This is a genomic window from Pararhodospirillum photometricum DSM 122, from assembly GCF_000284415.1.
GTDB classification, from domain to species: domain Bacteria; phylum Pseudomonadota; class Alphaproteobacteria; order Rhodospirillales; family Rhodospirillaceae; genus Pararhodospirillum; species Pararhodospirillum photometricum.
The window spans coordinates 3662099-3678816 of the sequence record NC_017059.1 but is presented as its reverse complement, the minus strand read 5'-3'; the positions used below and the strand labels follow the sequence as shown (position 1 = coordinate 3678816).

The following is a 16718-nucleotide window of genomic DNA, read 5'->3' as shown; positions in this document are numbered from 1 at the left end:
TCCCGGTTTGCCCTGGAGCTTTCATGCCCACCTTAGCCTTGTACCGCCTCCTGACCGCTGCCAGCGCACCGGGCATTGATGCTTTTTTGCGCCGCAGACTAGCGCGAGGCAAGGAAGATCCCGTGCGCCTGGGCGAGCGCCAGGGTATCGCCGGGTTGCCCCGTCCCGAGGGCCCCCTGGTTTGGCTGCATGGGGCCAGCCTGGGCGAGGCCGCCGCTTTGTTGCCCCTCATGGCCCGGCTGCGTACCGAGCGGCCCGCCTTGCATCTCCTGCTGACCACCGGCACCGTGTCCTCGGCGCGGGTTCTGGCCGAGCGCCTGCCGGAGGGAGCCGTGCATCAGTTCGTCCCGGTTGATACCCCGGCGGCGGCCCGGCGCTTTCTTGAGCACTGGCGGCCCGACCTGATCTTGTGGAGCGAATCCGACCTGTGGCCCAACCTGCTGGCCGAAGCCGATCGTTTGGGCGTGCCTCGGGTTTTGCTCAATGGCCGGCTGTCGGCGCGCTCCCATCGGGCCTGGGCCCTGGCGCGGCCCTTGGTGACGCGCATGCTGGGGGGCTTTGCCCTGGCCCTGGGCCAGACCGAGGCCGATGCCCAGCGGCTGGCCGACCTGGGAGCGCCCCGGACCGCCCAGCTTGGCAACCTCAAGCAGGCCGCCCCCGCCCCTGAGGTTGACCTCCCGGCGCTGGCCGAGGCTCAGGCTGCCTTAGGGGCGCGGCCCACTTGGCTGTTTGCCTCGACCCACCCGGGCGAGGAAGAGGTGGCGGCCCGCGTACACCGGGCGTTGAAAGCACGCCACCCGGATCTCCTGACTCTGGTTGTGCCACGCCACGCCGAGCGCGCCCCGGCCCTGGCCGAGGCCTTGAGCGCCCAGGGCCTGCGGGTCGGCCGCCGCTCCCAGGGCTGGCCCGCCGCCGATACCGAGATCTGGCTGGGCGACACCATGGGCGAAATGGGACTGTACTTGCGGCTTGCTCCGCTGGTCGTGATGGGCAAAACATTTCCCGAGTCCGGCTCGCGCCTGGGGGGGCAAAACCCCCTGGAGCCGGCGATGCTCGAACGGGCGGTGCTGTGGGGGCCGGGGATGACCAATTTCGCCGAAATCGCCCAGACGATGATCGCGCACGGCGCGGCGCGGGCGGTGGCCGATGCCGATGAGTTGACGCTCGCGCTGGACATCTTCTTGACCCACCCCGAGCAGGCCCGAGCCCAGGCCAGCGCCGCGCGCCGTTGGGCCGAGGGCGAGCGGGCCGTGCTGGACCGGGTGTTGGCCGCCCTTGCCCCCTTCTTGGATCCTCTCGCCCCGCCCCTCCCCTGTCTGGACGAGGTCCCCGGTGCGCACCCCTGACTTTTGGGCGACCGACGCCTTCCCCGCCCGCTTCCTGGAGCCGTTCGGCTTTCTGTATGGCGCGGCCACCCGACGCCGCTTGCGCCGGGGCCGCCCCGTGGACGTTGGCGTGCCCGTCATCTGTGTGGGCAATCTGACCGCTGGCGGCGCCGGCAAGACCCCGGTGGCTCAGGCGGTCATGACCCTGGTGCGGGCTTTGGGGCTGGAGGGCCATTTCCTGTCGCGCGGCCATGGGGGCAGCCTGCGCGGGCCGGTGCGGGTCGATCCCATCCGCCACGGCGCCGACGAGGTGGGCGACGAACCCTTGTTGCTCAGTGATCTGGCGCCGTGCTGGGTGGCCCGCGACCGGGTACAGGGCGCACGGGCCGCCGTGGCCGAGGGGGCCCAGGTCCTGGTGATGGACGATGGCCACCAAAACCCCAGTCTGGTCAAGGCCTTGTCCCTGGTGGTGGTGGACGGCGGCTTTGGCTTTGGCAACCGGCGCCTGATCCCGGCCGGTCCCTTGCGCGAGCCCATTCGCGCCGGCCTCGCCCGCGCCGATGCGGTGATCCGTCTGGGGCCCGACAGCGTGGGGCTGGACCCCTGGATGCCGCCCGGGCTTCCCGTGCTGGGCGCCCACCTGGAACCCGGCCCCTCGGCGGCCCGCCTCGCCGGCCAGCGGGTGGTGGCGTTTGCCGGGATCGGTCGGCCGGCCAAGTTTTTTGCCACCTTGCGGGCTTTGGGCGCCGAGGTGGTGGCCGAGCATCCCTTCGCCGACCACTACCCCTACGCCGAAACCGACATTCAGCCCATCCTTGACGAGGCCTGGACCTTGCAGGCCGTTCCCGTCACCACCGCCAAGGATGCCATGCGCCTGCCTCCCGACCAGCGCCCCCAGGTGGACGTGGTGGGGGTGCGGGTGGCGTTCGAGGATCCGGCGGCGTTTCGCGCCGTGCTGGCCCCGGTTTTGGGCCGGATCCTCGCGCCGTCGCCGCCGCCCCTCCTTTTTCCCGAGTCTTGAGGCGTTGTGATGTCTCCCGAAGCCCTGATCGGGCAAACCCTGGGCGGGCTGGCCAGCGCGTCCTCCTTGTTTCTCGTCGCCGCTGGGCTTTCCATCATCTTCGGCGTCACCCGGGTGGTGAACTTCGCCCACGGGACCTTGTTTTTGCTGGGCGCCTATATCGCCTGGACCCTGGCTGTGCCGCTGGGGCTTGGCTTTTGGCCGGCGCTGCTGCTGGCGCCCGTGGCGGTCGCCGGGATCGGGCTGGTCTTGGAACTGGCCTTGCTGCGGCGGATCTATCAGGCGCCCGAGCTTTTCCAGCTCTTGGCGACCTTTGCCGTGGTCTTGATCGCCGATGACCTGGTGCCGCTTTTGTGGGGCCCTGAGGACCTGCTGGGGCCGCGCGCGCCGGGGCTGGCCGGGGCGGTGCGGATCGGCGGCCTGCGCATTCCCCAATATGACCTGTTCCTGATCGCCCTGGGTCCTGTGGTGCTGGGGCTGGTGTGGTTGGTGTTCACTCGCACCCGTTGGGGCCTGCTGGCTCGCGCCGCCACCGAGGATCGGGTGATGGTGGCGGCGCTGGGCACCGACCAGCGCTGGATCTTCACCGGGGCGTTCACCCTGGGGGCCTTTTTGGCCGGCTTGGGCGGCGCCTTGCTGCTGCCGCGTGAGACCATCCACCACGATCTCGATACTCAGATGATCGTCAGTGCCTTTGTCGTGGTGGTGGTGGGCGGCATGGGCAGCCTGCCCGGGGCCTATCTGGCGGCGCTGCTGCTGGGCCTTGCCAGTGCTTTTGGCACCGCCTTGGTCCCGCAGGGAACCTTGGTGACCATGGGGCTGGTCATGATGCTGGTGCTGGCGCTCAGACCCCAGGGGATTTTGGGGCGGCGCCTGCGGGCCGACACCTTGCCGCCGGCCGGCCCGGGGGCGGTGTTGCGTCCGGCCACGCCGACGCAGCGCCTGGGCTGGGGCGCGCTGATCGCCGTTCTGGCCCTGAGCCCGCTGTGGCTCGGCTCTTACGGCCTGAGCGTGGTCAGCGAGACCGTGATCCTGGCCTTGAGCGCCAGCGCCTTGCATCTGCTGAGTGGGGCCGGGCGGCCTGATCAGCTTTGGTCACGCCGCCTTCGTTGGGTCGTGGGGGCCTATGGGGCGGCGTTGGCGGTGGTCAAGGGTGGGGCCGGGCTGGGGCTGGCGTTGGCGGCCGGGATTGGGGCGGGCGCCCTGGGCGGCCTGGGCGTTGGCTGGTTCGTCACCCGCCTGGGCGGCGTGTATCTGGCCATGCTGACCCTGGCCTTCGCCGAGATCATCCATGGCGTGACCCTTCAGGCCGGCGCGCTGACCGGGGGCGACAACGGTTTGGTCGGGGTCTGGCCACCGGCCTGGATTGCGGCGCCCGGGCCTTTCTTGTGGTTGGTGCTGGCCTTGGTGGTGCCGGCGTTGATCGGCCTGCGGGCCTTCATCTTGGGCGAGGGGGGGCGGCGCTTGCAGAGTGCCCGCGATGCTCCGGCCCGTGCCGCCGCCTGCGGTTTGGGGCTCTCGCGGGTTCAGGCACTGGCCTTTGTGGTGGCCGGCGCGGCGGCCGGATTGGCCGGGGGGCTGCTGGCCTTCCACAAGGGCAGCGTTTTCCCCACCCTGACCGCCGTTCCGGTCAGTGTGGATGCCTTGGTGATGGTTTTGCTGGGCGGAATCCATGCCCTGTCCGGTCCCTTGCTCGGTGCTGCCGCCTATAGCGCGCTGAAAACCGGATTGGCGGCAGGCACCGACTTCTGGCGCTTGGCGGTGGGCGGCGTGTTGGTCGTGCTGGTTCTCGCCTTTCCGGGCGGGCTTGCCTCGATCCTCAGGCGTCCGAGGGCGGCGTCGGCCCCTTCTCCCACCCCCACCCCCACCCCCTCTCCCCTCCCCGTCTCTCCCCCACGCCCGGCGGCCTCGTCCCAGGGGGAGCCCGTGCTGGTGGTCAGTGATTTGGCCCGCTCGTTTGGCGGCGTGGCGGCGGTGGATGGGGTGTCGCTGACGGTCAGGGCCGGGGAGCGGCTGGCGGTGATTGGTCCCAACGGGGCGGGCAAATCGACCTTGTTCGCTCTGATCGCCGGTCAGGAGCGCCCCGACCAGGGCCGGGTGACGCTGCTGGGGCGCGACATTACCGGGGTGCCGGCGTCGCGTCTGGCTCGGGTCGGCCTGGGCCGGACCTTCCAGAGCCCCCGGCCCTTCCTGACCCTGACGGTGGCCGAGGCCTTGCGCACGGCCGCACGCCTCAGTTTGCCCCGGCGCGAGGCCGACGCGCGGGCTGCCTTCTTGTTGGAGCGCTTGGGCCTTGGCGCCCTCGCCTCCCATCCGGGCGGTGGGCTGGCTCAGGGCGAGGTGCGCCGTGTTGATTTGGGGCTGGCTTTGGCCGGGCGGCCTCGGCTGCTCTTGATGGATGAGCCGGTAGCGGGCATGGCCCTGGGCGAACGAGCCGCCTTAATGGACTTGGTGGGGGCGTTGGCCCACGAGGAAGGCTTTGCCGTGCTGTTCACCGAGCACGACATGGCGGTGGTGTTCGGGTTTGCCGACCGGGTGGTGGTGCTGGATCGGGGCCGCGCCTTGGCAGAAGGGTCGCCCGAGGCGGTGCGGGAAAACCCGGCGGTGCGGGCCTGCTATCTAGGGGCCTGACAAAAAGGGAAGGCTGGGGAGGCTGGCCTCCCCAGACCCCTCGTTCCCAGCGGTCTCAGCCCGACGTTGCCAGGAGGCGGGGGCGGGAGTATACCCCCGACCACCCTCTCCTCCTGCTGATTCGTGTCCCGTCTGTATGAGACCTCATGTCACCATTGAGGGGCGAGCTGTCCCCTTGACCTTTCGCACCAGTCCCCGCTCGCGGCGTCTGTCGTTGCGCATTGATTCAACCGGCGATGGCTTGATCGTGGTGGCGCCGCCCCATGTCTCGGCGGCGGTGTTGCACGAGTTTGTGCGCGGCAAGCAGGACTGGGCGGCGCATCAATTGCGGGCCCTGCCGCGCCGGGTGCCGTTTGCCCCGGGGGAAATCATTCCGCTGCACGGCACGGCGCATGTGATCCGCCACCAGCCCGAGGCCCGGCGCGGCGTTTGGGTCGAGGCGGGGGAGATTGGGGTGTCGGGCGCCGCCGAGCATGTGGCGCGTCGGGTGGCCGACTGGCTGCGCGCCCAGGCCCGCGAAACCCTGGCGGAACGCACCGACGCCCACGCCCGGGCGCTGGGGGTCAAAACCAACGGGGTGAGCATTCGCGATACCCGCACCCGCTGGGGCAGTTGTGCCGTCTGTGGCCGCCTTTCGTTTTCCTGGCGCTTGATCCTGGCTCCCCCCGCGGTCATCGATTATGTCGCGGCGCATGAGGTGGCCCATCTCGTCGAATTCAACCATTCTGCCGAGTTCTGGTCCCTGGTGACCCGCTTGGTGGGCCCGTGCGACGCGGCGCGCACATGGCTCAAAGCCGAAGGCCTGACCCTGCACCGCTACGGGTAAGTCTCCTCGGCCTCCGGCAGTCCCCCCAAAACGGCGGGGTCTGGGGAGGCCCCGCCTCCCCAGCCTTCCTTCTCCTTCCGAGGAATATGCCATGCAAGCGCTTGCCGCCGTCCTCCCCGTTTTCCTGACCGTGTTCTTTGCCGAGCTGGGTGACAAAACCCAGTTGGCCACCGTGCTGTTTGCCTCGGGCGGCGAGGTGCGACCGCTTTGGGTGTTTTTCGCGGCATCGGCGGCGTTGGTGCTCTCGACCGCGCTCGCCGTGTTTGTTGGGGTGCTGGCGTCGCGCTATGCGGCGGCCCTGCCCTTGCAACTGATCGCCGGGGTGGGCTTCATCGTGATCGGCGCTTGGACGGTGTATCAGCACTTCGCCGGCACGGCGGCCTGAGGGCGTGCGGCCGTTTTTGGATCCCCGGACGTGGCCGGTGGTCGGTCTTCTGATCGGCCTCGTCGCGCTGGCCCCCTTGTCCACCGATATGTATCTGGCCTCGCTCGCCGACATGGTGCGGGTGTTTGGAACCGACGTGGCGACGGTGCAACTGACCTTGAGCGCCTTTGCCGTGGGCATGGCGCTGGGCATGTTGGTCTATGGACCGCTGTCGGATCGGTTTGGCCGGCGTCCGGTGCTGATCGTCAGTTTGGTGTTTTATAGCGTGGCGTCGGTGGCTTGCGTGCTGGCTCCCGATATCGGCACCTTGATCGGCGCGCGTTTTGTGCAGGCCTTGGGGGCGTGCGGAGGCGGCGTGATCGGGCGGGCCATCGTGCGTGACGTGTGGGGACGCGAGGGCGCGGCGCGCATGCTGTCGCACATGGCCTCGGCCATGGCCCTGGCCCCGGCGCTGGCCCCCATCGTGGGCAGTTATCTGCACGTCAGCCAGGGCTGGCAGGCCAACTTCTGGGTCATGGCCGGGGCTGGCGCCGTGCTGGCCTTGGTCTCGGCCCTGATGCTGCGCGAAACCAACGAGCATCGCTCGCCCAGTGCCACCGACCCCCTGGTTTTACTCGCCAACACCCGCACCCTCCTCGGCGACCGAGGCTTTCTTGCCCATGCCCTGGTCGTGGCCTTCGCCTTTGCCGGCCTGTTCAGCTATTTGTCCGGTGCCAGCTTTGTGATGATTGACGTGCTCGGGGTGGCGCCCGAGAACTTTGGCTATACCTTCTTGGCGGTGGCGTTGACCTATCTGGTGGCTGCCCAGGCCGGGGCCCGCCTGACCCATCGCCTGGGGACCGGCCGCCTGATTGACATTGGTCTGGGTCTTGGGGTCGTCAGTGCCGGGATCGGGGCAGCGCTGGCCTGGGCTGGGATCAGCACCTTGGGCAGCGTGCTGCCGGTGGCCTGCGGCCAGTTCCTGGCCTGTGCCTTGATCATGCCCAACGGGCAGGCCGGCGCCTTGGGGCCCTATCCACGCATCGCCGGAACCGCCAGTTCGCTCATGGGCTTCCTCCAAATGGCGGTGGGGGCCTCGGCGGGGGCGCTGGTCGGCCTGCTGCACGACGGAACGCCCCGCCCCTTGATGAGCGCGTTTGCCGTGAGCGCTCTGCTGGGGTTGGTCGTTTGGCGGAGCTTGCGCCCGCGCGGGTGAGGCGCGGCGGTCTGGGGGAAAAAACGCACCAAGTGCGCCTTCGCGATTGCGAGATCTCCCGGGGAGGGCTATGATGAGGATCATCGTTTTTCTGGATGAGAGAGAGTCCATGCCCGATACCTCCATGAGTCCGTCCGCCTTCAAGCACTGGCGCAAACATCTGGGCCTGTCGCAAAAGGAAGCCGCCGAGGCGCTGGGTCTCAAGCGCCGGGTGGTCCAGTATTACGAGAAGGGGGAGCGCGACGGCGATCCCGTGGCCATTCCCCGCACCGTGCGGTTGGCCTGCTGGGCCCTGCTCAATGGGATCAATGATTACGCCGGCGCCCTGGACGGCGCCACGCCCCGGGCCAAAAAGGCTGATAAGGCCGATAAGGTCCGCAAGGAGGCCAAGCCCGCGAAGGGTGGCAAGGCCGACAAACCCGCTTGCGCCCCCGCCGTCGTCGTTCTGCCGGCCCTTGCGGTGGATCCCCAGCCTTTACCGCCCTCGCCGGGGGTGTGAGGCCAACATTCAATGGACACCCGCCCCCCGACTCCTGATATAAGGGGCTCTCGGTCCGGGACGCGAGCATGGCGGCATCCGGCCGTTCGCGACTCTTCTCTCTTCCGGCGGCCGGGTCCGGGTGATCCGCCCCGCCCCATTCGGGTTCCGCCCATGGCTCGACGCAAGCAGATCTACGAAGGCAAGGCTAAGATTCTGTTCGAAGGCCCCGAGCCAGGTACGTTGGTCCAGTACTTCAAGGATGATGCCACGGCTTTTAACAATAAAAAGCACGGCACCATCACCGGCAAGGGCGTTCTCAACAATCGCATCAGTGAATATCTGATGACGCGCCTCAATGAAATCGGGGTCCCCACCCACTTCGTCCGTCGCTTGAACATGCGCGAACAGTTGGTGCGCGAGGTCGAGATCATTCCCATTGAGGTTGTGATCCGGAATGTCGCCGCCGGCTCGCTCTCGACGAAATTCGGGATTCCCGAGGGAACCCAGCTCCCCCGCTCGATCGTTGAATACTACTACAAGAACGACGAGCTGAACGACCCTATGGTCTCCGAGGAGCACATCACCGCGTTTGGCTGGGCCAGCGTGCAGGAACTGGACGAAATTTTGTCCTTGTCCTTGCGCATCAACGACTATCTCTCTGGTCTGTTCCTGGGCGTGCAGCTTCGTCTCGTCGATTTCAAGCTGGAGTTCGGGCGCTTCTATCATGAGGACGAGGATGTCCAGATCATCCTCGCCGACGAGATCTCGCCCGACAATTGCCGCTTGTGGGACATGACCTCGGGCGAAAAGCTTGACAAGGACCGCTTCCGCCGCGACCTGGGCGGGGTGGCCGAGGCCTATCAGGAAGTCGCCCGTCGGCTCGGCATCCTGCCAGAGGGCGGGCCGCGCGACATCCCCGGCCCGCGCACGATGCAGTAAGTCGGCCGGGCAGTAAGTCGGCCGGGCAGTAAGCAGGTCGGAGCGGGGCAGCGCAAGGCTGGCTCCGCTGTGGTACAATGAACCGGCGCGGTCCCTTGGGGGCCGTGCCGGTTGTCGTCCAGGCGCCGGCGATGGGCCGGCTGGCCTGCGGGACGTTCGCCTCGCGGTCCCGCCGGGGCGCAACGGACCCGATGCATCCTCCAGCGGGCAGGCAGGGATCCGACTCGTGAAAGCCAAGGTCCATATCACCCTCAAGTCCGGTGTGCTCGACCCTCAGGGACGCGCCATCGGGGCCGCGCTGGCACAGCTCGGTTTCACTGGCATCGGCGAGGTCCGCCAGGGCAAGGTGATCGAGATCGATCTCGAGGAAACCGACCGCGCCCGCGCTCGCGAGGCCGTCGAAGCCATGTGCCGGACCCTTCTGGCGAATCCGGTCATCGAGACCTACGCCATCGATCTGTCCTGACGGGGTCCGCCATGCACGTCGCGATCCTTCTTTTTCCCGGCACCAACCGGGAGCGGGACATGGCCCGAGCCTTCACCACGGTGGGCGCGCCTGAACCGACCCTGGTCTGGCACCGCGAGACCACCTTGCCCCCGGGCCTCGATCTGGTCGTGGTTCCCGGCGGCTTCTCTTATGGCGACTATCTGCGCTCGGGCGCCATGGCGGCGCGCAGCCCCATCTTGGAGGCCGTGCGCGGATTCGCCGCCGCCGGCGGGCCGGTTTTGGGGGTGTGCAACGGCTTCCAGATCCTGACCGAGGCGGGCCTGCTGCCCGGGGCCTTGATGCGCAACCGTGATCTGCGCTTCATCTGCCGCACCGTGGGCCTCAAGGTCGGCACCACCGACAGCCTGTTCACCCGGCGCTATGCCGAGGGGCAGGTGCTGGAGATCCCGGTCGCCCACCACGACGGCAACTATAGCGCCGACGAGGAGACCTTGGACCGTCTGGAGGGCGAGGGCCGGGTGGCCTTCCGCTACTGCGACGCCGCGGGCGAGGTCAGCGGAGCGACCAACCCCAATGGCTCGTGCCGCAACATCGCGGGCATCCTCTCGGAGAACCGGCGCGTGCTGGGCATGATGCCGCACCCCGAGAATCTGGTCGAGCCCGCCCTGGGCGGCACCGACGGTCGCGCCCTGTTCGAGTCCTTGCTGGAGGCCCTGTCGTGAGCGCCCCCTCTGACGATCTTCCCTACGCCGATGGCCTCACGGCCCAGGCGGTGGCCGAGCACGGCCTGACCCCCGACGAATACCGCGTGATCCTCGACCTCCTGGGCCGCGCCCCCAATCGGGTGGAGCTGGGCATTTTTTCGGTGATGTGGTCCGAGCACTGCTCGTACAAGTCCTCGAAAAAGTGGCTCAAGACCCTGCCGACCACGGCGCCTTGGGTTATCCAGGGGCCGGGCGAGAACGCTGGCGTCATCGACATCGGCGACGGTCTGGCCGCTGTCTTCAAGATGGAAAGCCACAACCACCCGAGCTTCATCGAGCCCTACCAGGGCGCGGCGACCGGGGTCGGCGGCATCTTGCGCGACGTGTTCACCATGGGCGCGCGGCCGATCGCCAACCTCAATGCCCTGCGCTTCGGCGCCCCCGAGGATCCGCGCACCCGCCATCTGGTGTCGGGCGTGGTGGCCGGCATCGGCGGCTATGGCAACTGCGTCGGCGTGCCGACCGTGGGCGGCGAGGTCAACTTCCACGCCGGCTACAACGGTAACATCCTGGTCAACGCCATGACTGTGGGCGTGGCCCGGGCCGACCGCTTGTTCTATTCGGCCGCCGCCGGCGTCGGTAATCCGGTGGTGTATGTGGGCTCGCGCACCGGGCGCGACGGCATCCACGGCGCCACCATGGCCTCGGCCGAGTTCAATGCCGACTCCGAGGAAAAGCGCCCCACCGTCCAGGTCGGCGACCCGTTCACCGAAAAGCTGCTGATCGAGGCCTGCTTGGAGCTGATGGCGACCGACGCCATCGTCGCCATTCAGGACATGGGGGCGGCCGGTCTGACCTCCTCGTCGTTCGAGATGGCCTCGAAGGGCGGGCTTGGCGTCGCGCTCGACCTCGACAAGGTCCCCATGCGCGAAACCGGCATGACCCCCTATGAACTCATGCTCTCGGAGAGCCAGGAGCGCATGCTCATGGTGCTCAAGCCGGGGCGTGAGGAACTGGCCCGGGCTCTCTTCGAGAAGTGGGAGCTGGACTTCGCCATCATCGGCACCCTGACCGACACCGGCCGCATGGTGCTGCGCTGGCACGGCGAGGTCGTGGGTGATTTGCCCATTGATCCGCTGGCGGCGGCCAGCCCCGAATACGACCGCCCCTGGGAGCCGACCCCGCCCGCCGCGCCCGCCGACCTCACAGGGGCCGACGCCGTGGCCTGGGGCGAGGCCCTGCTCACCCTGGTCGGCGGCCCCGATGGCTGTAGCCGGCGCTGGATCTGGGAGCAGTACGACCATTGGGTGCGCGGCAATACCTTGCAGCGGCCGGGCGGCGATGCCGCCGTGGTCCGCCTGGAGGATGCGCCCGTCCGCTCGCTGGCGCTCACCACCGACGTCACCCCGCGCTATGTCCTGGCCGATCCGGTGATGGGGGGGCGTCAGGCAGTGGCCGAGGCATGGCGCAACCTGACCGCCGTTGGCGCCACGCCGCTCGCCATCACCGACAACATGAACTTCGGCAACCCGGAAAAGCCGCCGGTCATGGGCCAGTTCGTCGGCGCCTGCCAGGGCATCCGCGAGGCGTGCCTCGCCCTCGACTTCCCGGTCGTCTCGGGCAACGTCAGCCTCTACAACGAGACCAACGGTCAAGCCATTCCGCCGACCCCGGCGATTGGCGGCGTTGGGCTGGTGGCCAGCGACAAGGCCCTGTCCTTGGCCTTCCAGGCGGCGGGCGAGACCGTGTTCTTGCTGGGCGCCCCCGACGAGGCCGAAGGCACGTGGCTCGACCGCTCCTTGTTCCTGCGCGACGTGCTGGGCCGCGAGGAAGGCCCGCCGCCGCCCGTTGATCTGGTCATGGAGCGCCGGGTCGGCGATCTGGTGCGCTCCTTGATCCTGGCCGGCGAGATCACCGCCTGCCACGACCTGTCCGATGGCGGCTTGGCTGTTGCCGTGGCCGAGATGGCCTTGGCCGGGGGCGTTGGCGCTTGCCTGACCCTGTCATCGCTGGCGCCTGCTGTGCTGTTTGGGGAGGACCAGAACCGCTATCTGGTCACCGCTACGCCGCGCAAGGCCGCCTTGGTGGCGGCACGGGCGCGGGCGGCTGGCTTGCCGGCTCGGGTTTTGGGCACCACGGGCGGCGATGCCTTGGTGTTCAACGGCGAGGGTGGCCCCACCGTGGCGGCACTGCGCGACGCCCACGAGTCTTGGCTTCCCACTTTTATGGCGGGGGAGAGCGCGGTCTAGGGCCTTTTAAGGAAGGCTGGGGAGGCGAGGCCTCCCCAGACCCCTCCTTTCCCCTCAACGACAACGGAGACGCACCATGGCCATGGATCCGGCGACCATCAAAACCATGCTTCAGGACGCTTTTCCCGACGCCGAGGTAACGGTGGAAGACCTGCGCGGCGACGGGGACCATCTGGGGGCCCTGGTGATCTCCCAGGCCTTCAAGGGCAAGACCCGCGTTCAGCAACACCAGATGGTGTACGAGGCCCTGAAGGGGACGGTGGGCGGTGATCTCCACGCCCTCGCCCTGCAAACCAAGCCGCGCGATTGACGCCTGGGGCACGCCCCCCCATATGCCTCCAACGAAGGGGGGGGCCTGCAAACTGCCTCGCCCCATGACGACGAAGAAAGGCCAAGGAATGAGCGTCCAGGACCGCATCAAGAACGAGGTCGAGGGCACCCCCGTGGTGCTGTTCATGAAGGGCACCCCGGAGGCCCCGCGCTGCGGGTTTTCCTCGGCCGTGGTCGAGGTGCTCAAGCACTTCGGCGTGGCCTATAAGGGCATTGATGTGCTGCAAGACGAAGAGATCCGCCAAGGCGTTAAGGACTACGCCAACTGGCCGACCTTCCCCCAGCTTTACGTGAAGGGCGAATTTGTCGGCGGCTGCGACATCGTGCGCGAAATGGCCGCCGAGGGCGAACTGGAGACTCTGTTCAAGGACAAGGGCATCCCCACCCGCGCCGCCTAGAACCCCTGCAAAACCGAGGGGTCTGGGGAGGCCGCCGCCTCCCCAGCCTTTCCTCCTACGGCCACCACGCCTCCTCCACATGGTGGATCCGCCCCCAGTGCCCCACCGCCACCACATCAAAGCGCACCTGCTGCTCCGGCGGCCCCGGGAACCGACCCAAATACACCAAAGCCGCGCGCTCCAAGCGCCGACGCTGCCGCGCGCTGACCGCCTCTAGAGCCTCGTCCAGGCGGGCCCGGGCCTTTACCTCCACGAACGCCAGCACAGCCCCGCGCCGAGCGATGATATCCACCTCGCCCACGCCCGTCCCCCGCCCCCGGTGCCAGCCGCGCGCCACAATGCGCCAGCCCTTGAGACGCAGCCAAAGGCACGCCCAGGTTTCGGCCCAGCGGCCCCGGGCTCGCGCGTGGCGGCGGCGCTGGAGCGTCACGACGTGCTGTCACCGCCGAGGGCCAGGGCCCGTTGATACAACACGCGCCGGCCAAGCCCGGTCTCCTGCGCCAGCCGCCGCGCCGCGCCGTTGACGCTTTCGCCGGCGTCGAGAAGAGCCTGAAGGCGCTCGTCCAGGTCATCATCGGCCGGGGCAACCGGGGGGGGCGGCGGCCCAATGACCAGCACCACCTCGCCCTTGGGCGGCCCGGCCTCGGCGTAATGGCGGGCCAAGTCGTCGAGGGAGCCCTTGCGGATTTCCTCATGGAGCTTGGTCAGTTCGCGGCACACGGCGGCGTCGCGCGGGCCCAGGGCCTCGGCCAGGGCGGCCAAGGTGCGATCGAGGCGCGACACCCCCTCGAACAACACCAAAGTGGCCGGAAGGGGGGCCAACTCGGCGCAAAAAGCTCGCCAGTTTGCCCGGTTTCGACGGCGGAAAGCCGGCAAAGAAAAACCGATCGGTCGGCAAACCGGCCAGGGCCAGGGCGGTGAGCACCGCCGAGGGACCGGGCGCGGCACTGACCCGGATCCCCGCTTCGTGGCAGGCCCGCACCAGTTTGTACCCCGGATCCGAGACCAGCGGCATGCCGGCGTCGGAGACCAGGGCCACCGCCTCGCCGGCCTGGAGCCGCCCCAGCAGCAGCGGCCGCGCCGCCTCGGCGTTGTGCTCGTGATAGGGCGTGAGGCGGGTGGCAATGCCGAGCCGGTGCAACAAGCCCCCGGTCACCCGGGTGTCCTCGCACGCCACGACGTCGGCGCGCGCCAGGATGTCACGGGCTCGCGCCGTGATGTCGCCCATGTTGCCAATCGGCGTTCCCACCACGTAAAGCCCGGGCGCCAATGGACTTTGCGCGGGGGGATCGGTAGGCTGTCCGTCCAGGTCTCGGTCGGTCACCAAGGGAGGATACCGGTGCAAAGGTTAGTAGAAACCCGCCCGCGAAGCAGGCTGGCGTTAATCGCAGCGGTGGTTCTGAGCCTTGCCGCCTGCTCTGCAAATCGTGAAGCCCCACCCCCGGTCGCGTCAAGCCCCGAACCGCCGCCACCGCAAGCCCAACCGACAGGACGGGTCAAGGCCGAACCCTTGGAGGCCCCCGGGCTGATGGGCCAGCGCAAGACCGATACGGCGCGGGTGGCCTTCCTTGCCCCGTTGACCGGCTCGGCGGCGGAAGTGGGCCAGGCCCTGCTCAACGCCGCCCAGATCGCCGCCATTGAGGTGGGACCGGCCAGCTTTGTGGTGCAGCCCTACGATACCCAGGGCTCGCCGACCGGTGCCGCCCAGGCGGCCCGGCAGGCCCTGGCCCAAGGCGCCGGCATGATCGTGGGGCCGCTGTTCGCCGAGTCGGTGCGGGCCGTGGCGCCGCTGGCCGCCCAGGCCAACGTCCCCGTGGTGGCCTTTYCCACCGACCAGAGCGTGGCCGGCGGCTCGGTCCACCTCATCGGCTTTCTGGTGGGCGAGCAGGTGCGCCGCGTGTTGAGCCACGCCCGGCGCCAGGGGCGCACCACCGTTGCCGCCCTGCTCCCGGCCACGCCCTTGGGGCGCGGGACCGCCGACGCCGTGCGTCAGGCCGCCGGGGCCTTGGGGCTGCGGGTGACGGCGCTCGAAACCTATGACCCGAGCGGCAGCGACGCCGCCGCCGCCGTCACCCGTCTGCGCCAAGGCGGCACCTTCGATACCTTGCTGCTGGCCGACAAGGGGCCGGGGCTGCACGCCGTGACCGCCCGTCTGCCCGAAGCGGGCTACGCCCCGGGTCAAGTCCTGATCCTGGGCCCCATGCGGTGGAGCGAGGATAAGACCCTGGGGCAAGATCCCATGCTGGTGGGGGCGCGCTACCCCGCCCCCGATGAAGCGGCCTTGGAAAACTTCCGCGCCCGCTATCGCGCTGCCTATGGAGCCGCGCCGTCCGATATCGAGATGACCGGCCTGGGCTATGACGCCACGGCGCTGGCCGCCGTGTTGGCGCGTGGGGGCTCGCGGGCCTTCACCTTGGACGCCGTGCGCAATCCGCAGGGCTTCATGGGGGTGGGCGGCCTGTTTCGCTTCCGCGCCGATGGCACGGTGGAGCGGGGCTTGGCCATTCGCGAGGTGTCGCGCACCGGCTCGACCCAGGTAGAGCCGGCGCCCACCTCGTTCTCGAACGCGGTGTTCTAGCGCGCCCCACGAGGAAGGCTGGGGGGCTTGCCTCCCCGGCCCCCTGGGGTCCGGGGGGCCGAGGTCCTCCGATGTTTCTTTTCCCGACACGCGGGTCTGTCATGAGCGCTTATTTGCTGCGCCGGCTTTTGTTGATCCCGGTGACCTTGTTCGGGATCATCCTGGTCAACTTCGTGATCGTGCAGTTCGCCCCGGGCGGCCCCATCGAGCAGGTGATGGCCGAGATGCGCGGAACGGCCGGGTCGGCCACCGGGCGCTTTTCCGGCGAGGCGCAGGGCGAGGCGATTGGCCCCGTGCGCTCCGATCCGACCCGGGGCGGCGAGAGCCTCTATCGCGGGGCTCGGGGGCTTGATCCGGCCTATATCAAGCGTTTGGAAGAACAGTTCCACTTCGATCGGCCGGCGCCCGAGCGTTTTGTGCGCATGGTGGCCGATTATGCGACCTTTGATCTCGGCGAGTCCTTCTTTCGCGGACGGCCCGTTTTGGATCTGGTGTTGGAGAAGCTCCCGGTTTCCTTGTCGCTTGGGTTGTGGAGCACCCTGATCATTTATGTGGTCTCCATTCCTTTGGGGATCTTCAAGGCGGTGCGCGATGGCTCGCGGTTCGACATTCTGTCCAGTTGGGCCATTATCATCGGCTATGCCGTTCCGGCCTTTTTGTTTGCCGTGCTGCTGGTGGTCGTTTTCGCCGGGGGGCAGTACCTGAATTGGTTCCCCTTGCAAGGGCTGGTCTCCAGCGATTGGCACACCTTGTCCTGGCCCGAGCGGGTGATTGATTACCTCTGGCACATGGTGTTGCCGGTCACCGCCATGGTCATCGGCGGCTTCGCCAGTCTCACCTTGCTGACCAAGAACAGTTTTCTCGACGAAATCCACAAACAGTACGTGGTGACAGCCCGGGCCAAGGGCTTGAGTGAAGGCAAGATCCTGCGCCGCCACGTGTTTCGCAATGCCATGCTCCTGGTCATCGCCGGCTTTCCCGCCGCCTTGGTGTCGATGCTGTTCACCGGTTCGGTCCTGATTGAAGTCATCTTCAGTCTCGATGGCCTGGGGCTGCTTGGCTTTGAGAGCACCATGCGCCGCGACTATCCGGTGATGTTCGGCACCCTCTATCTCTTCAGCCTGATCGGCCTGGTCCTGGCCCTCATCAGCGACCTGACCTACCACCTTGTCGATCCGCGGATTGATTTCGCGAGCCGGGAGACCTGA

Annotated in this window: 17 protein-coding genes and 1 pseudogene; 15 read left to right on the top strand and 3 right to left on the bottom strand. The window is 68.4% G+C overall.

The genetic code is table 11. The annotated features are described in order from the left end of the window. Positions 1–23 precede the first annotated feature (23 nt). The 13 genes from RSPPHO_RS16375 to grxD all read left to right on the top strand — a co-directional run bounded on the left by RSPPHO_RS16375 (position 24) and on the right by grxD (position 12932). Complete coding sequence (locus RSPPHO_RS16375; protein WP_041796034.1) at positions 24–1346, top strand: 3-deoxy-D-manno-octulosonic acid transferase; 1323 nt, start codon at positions 24–26, stop codon at positions 1344–1346. Beyond that, on the top strand, positions 1333–2346 hold the full coding sequence (gene lpxK, locus RSPPHO_RS16370) for a tetraacyldisaccharide 4'-kinase (RefSeq protein WP_041796032.1): 1014 nt from the start codon (positions 1333–1335) through the stop codon (positions 2344–2346). Before RSPPHO_RS16375 ends, lpxK begins: the two co-directional genes overlap by 14 nt. A 9-nt stretch (positions 2347–2355) precedes the next feature. Further along, positions 2356–4977 carry an ABC transporter permease subunit gene (locus tag RSPPHO_RS16365; protein ID WP_069187560.1) on the top strand — a complete coding sequence of 874 codons (2622 nt, stop codon included), beginning with the start codon at positions 2356–2358 and terminating at the stop codon, positions 4975–4977. A gap of 175 nt (positions 4978–5152) precedes the next feature. Beyond that, positions 5153–5803, top strand: coding sequence for a M48 family metallopeptidase (locus tag RSPPHO_RS16360; RefSeq protein ID WP_242390532.1), 651 nt, complete (start codon positions 5153–5155; stop codon positions 5801–5803). A 91-nt stretch (positions 5804–5894) separates the two neighbouring features. After that, positions 5895–6188, top strand: coding sequence for a TMEM165/GDT1 family protein (locus RSPPHO_RS16355; protein WP_014416312.1), 294 nt, complete (start codon positions 5895–5897; stop codon positions 6186–6188). Between the two features lie 4 nt (positions 6189–6192). Continuing rightward, positions 6193–7383: a multidrug effflux MFS transporter gene (locus tag RSPPHO_RS16350; RefSeq protein WP_014416311.1), complete on the top strand. Its 1191-nt coding sequence runs from the start codon at positions 6193–6195 to the stop codon at positions 7381–7383. Between the two features lie 109 nt (positions 7384–7492). After that, positions 7493–7882: a helix-turn-helix domain-containing protein gene (locus tag RSPPHO_RS19435; protein ID WP_242390531.1), complete on the top strand. Its 390-nt coding sequence runs from the start codon at positions 7493–7495 to the stop codon at positions 7880–7882. A gap of 153 nt (positions 7883–8035) precedes the next feature. After that, positions 8036–8803 carry a phosphoribosylaminoimidazolesuccinocarboxamide synthase gene (gene purC, locus RSPPHO_RS16340; RefSeq protein ID WP_041796030.1) on the top strand — a complete coding sequence of 256 codons (768 nt, stop codon included), beginning with the start codon at positions 8036–8038 and terminating at the stop codon, positions 8801–8803. Positions 8804–9029: 226 nt separating this feature from the next. Then, complete coding sequence (gene purS, locus RSPPHO_RS16335; protein ID WP_014416308.1) at positions 9030–9269, top strand: phosphoribosylformylglycinamidine synthase subunit PurS; 240 nt, start codon at positions 9030–9032, stop codon at positions 9267–9269. An 11-nt stretch (positions 9270–9280) separates the two neighbouring features. Further along, the gene (gene purQ, locus RSPPHO_RS16330; protein ID WP_041796028.1) at positions 9281–9973 is read left to right on the top strand and encodes a phosphoribosylformylglycinamidine synthase subunit PurQ; all 693 of its coding nucleotides are present in this window, start codon (positions 9281–9283) and stop codon (positions 9971–9973) included. Beyond that, positions 9970–12204: a phosphoribosylformylglycinamidine synthase subunit PurL gene (gene purL / locus RSPPHO_RS16325; protein ID WP_041796026.1), complete on the top strand. Its 2235-nt coding sequence runs from the start codon at positions 9970–9972 to the stop codon at positions 12202–12204. Before purQ ends, purL begins: the two co-directional genes overlap by 4 nt. 76 nt (positions 12205–12280) lie before the next feature. Then, complete coding sequence (locus RSPPHO_RS16320; protein ID WP_014416305.1) at positions 12281–12514, top strand: BolA family protein; 234 nt, start codon at positions 12281–12283, stop codon at positions 12512–12514. A gap of 88 nt (positions 12515–12602) precedes the next feature. Then, positions 12603–12932, top strand: coding sequence for a Grx4 family monothiol glutaredoxin (grxD, locus tag RSPPHO_RS16315; RefSeq protein WP_041796024.1), 330 nt, complete (start codon positions 12603–12605; stop codon positions 12930–12932). Positions 12933–12987: 55 nt separating this feature from the next. On the opposite strand, the gene RSPPHO_RS16310 is transcribed toward grxD, so the two are convergent. From RSPPHO_RS16310 to RSPPHO_RS21800, 3 genes and pseudogenes are all read right to left on the bottom strand, one after another. After that, positions 12988–13362: a YraN family protein gene (locus RSPPHO_RS16310; protein ID WP_014416303.1), complete on the bottom strand. Its 375-nt coding sequence runs from the start codon at positions 13360–13362 to the stop codon at positions 12988–12990. Beyond that, positions 13359–13880 carry an SAM-dependent methyltransferase gene (locus RSPPHO_RS21375; protein WP_014416302.1) on the bottom strand — a complete coding sequence of 174 codons (522 nt, stop codon included), beginning with the start codon at positions 13878–13880 and terminating at the stop codon, positions 13359–13361. The genes RSPPHO_RS16310 and RSPPHO_RS21375 overlap by 4 nt, the downstream gene beginning before the upstream one ends. After that, positions 13822–14160: pseudogene (locus RSPPHO_RS21800) on the bottom strand (SAM-dependent methyltransferase); the annotation flags it as partial. The gene RSPPHO_RS21375 and the pseudogene RSPPHO_RS21800, both read right to left, overlap by 59 nt. Before the next feature lie 111 nt (positions 14161–14271). On the opposite strand from RSPPHO_RS21800, the gene RSPPHO_RS16300 reads away from it, so the two are divergent. Next, entirely contained in the window at positions 14272–15510 is a 1239-nt protein-coding gene (locus tag RSPPHO_RS16300; protein ID WP_051013959.1) for a penicillin-binding protein activator, read from the top strand. Positions 15511–15611: 101 nt separating this feature from the next. Then, entirely contained in the window at positions 15612–16718 is a 1107-nt protein-coding gene (locus RSPPHO_RS16295) for a microcin C ABC transporter permease YejB (RefSeq protein ID WP_041796022.1), read from the top strand.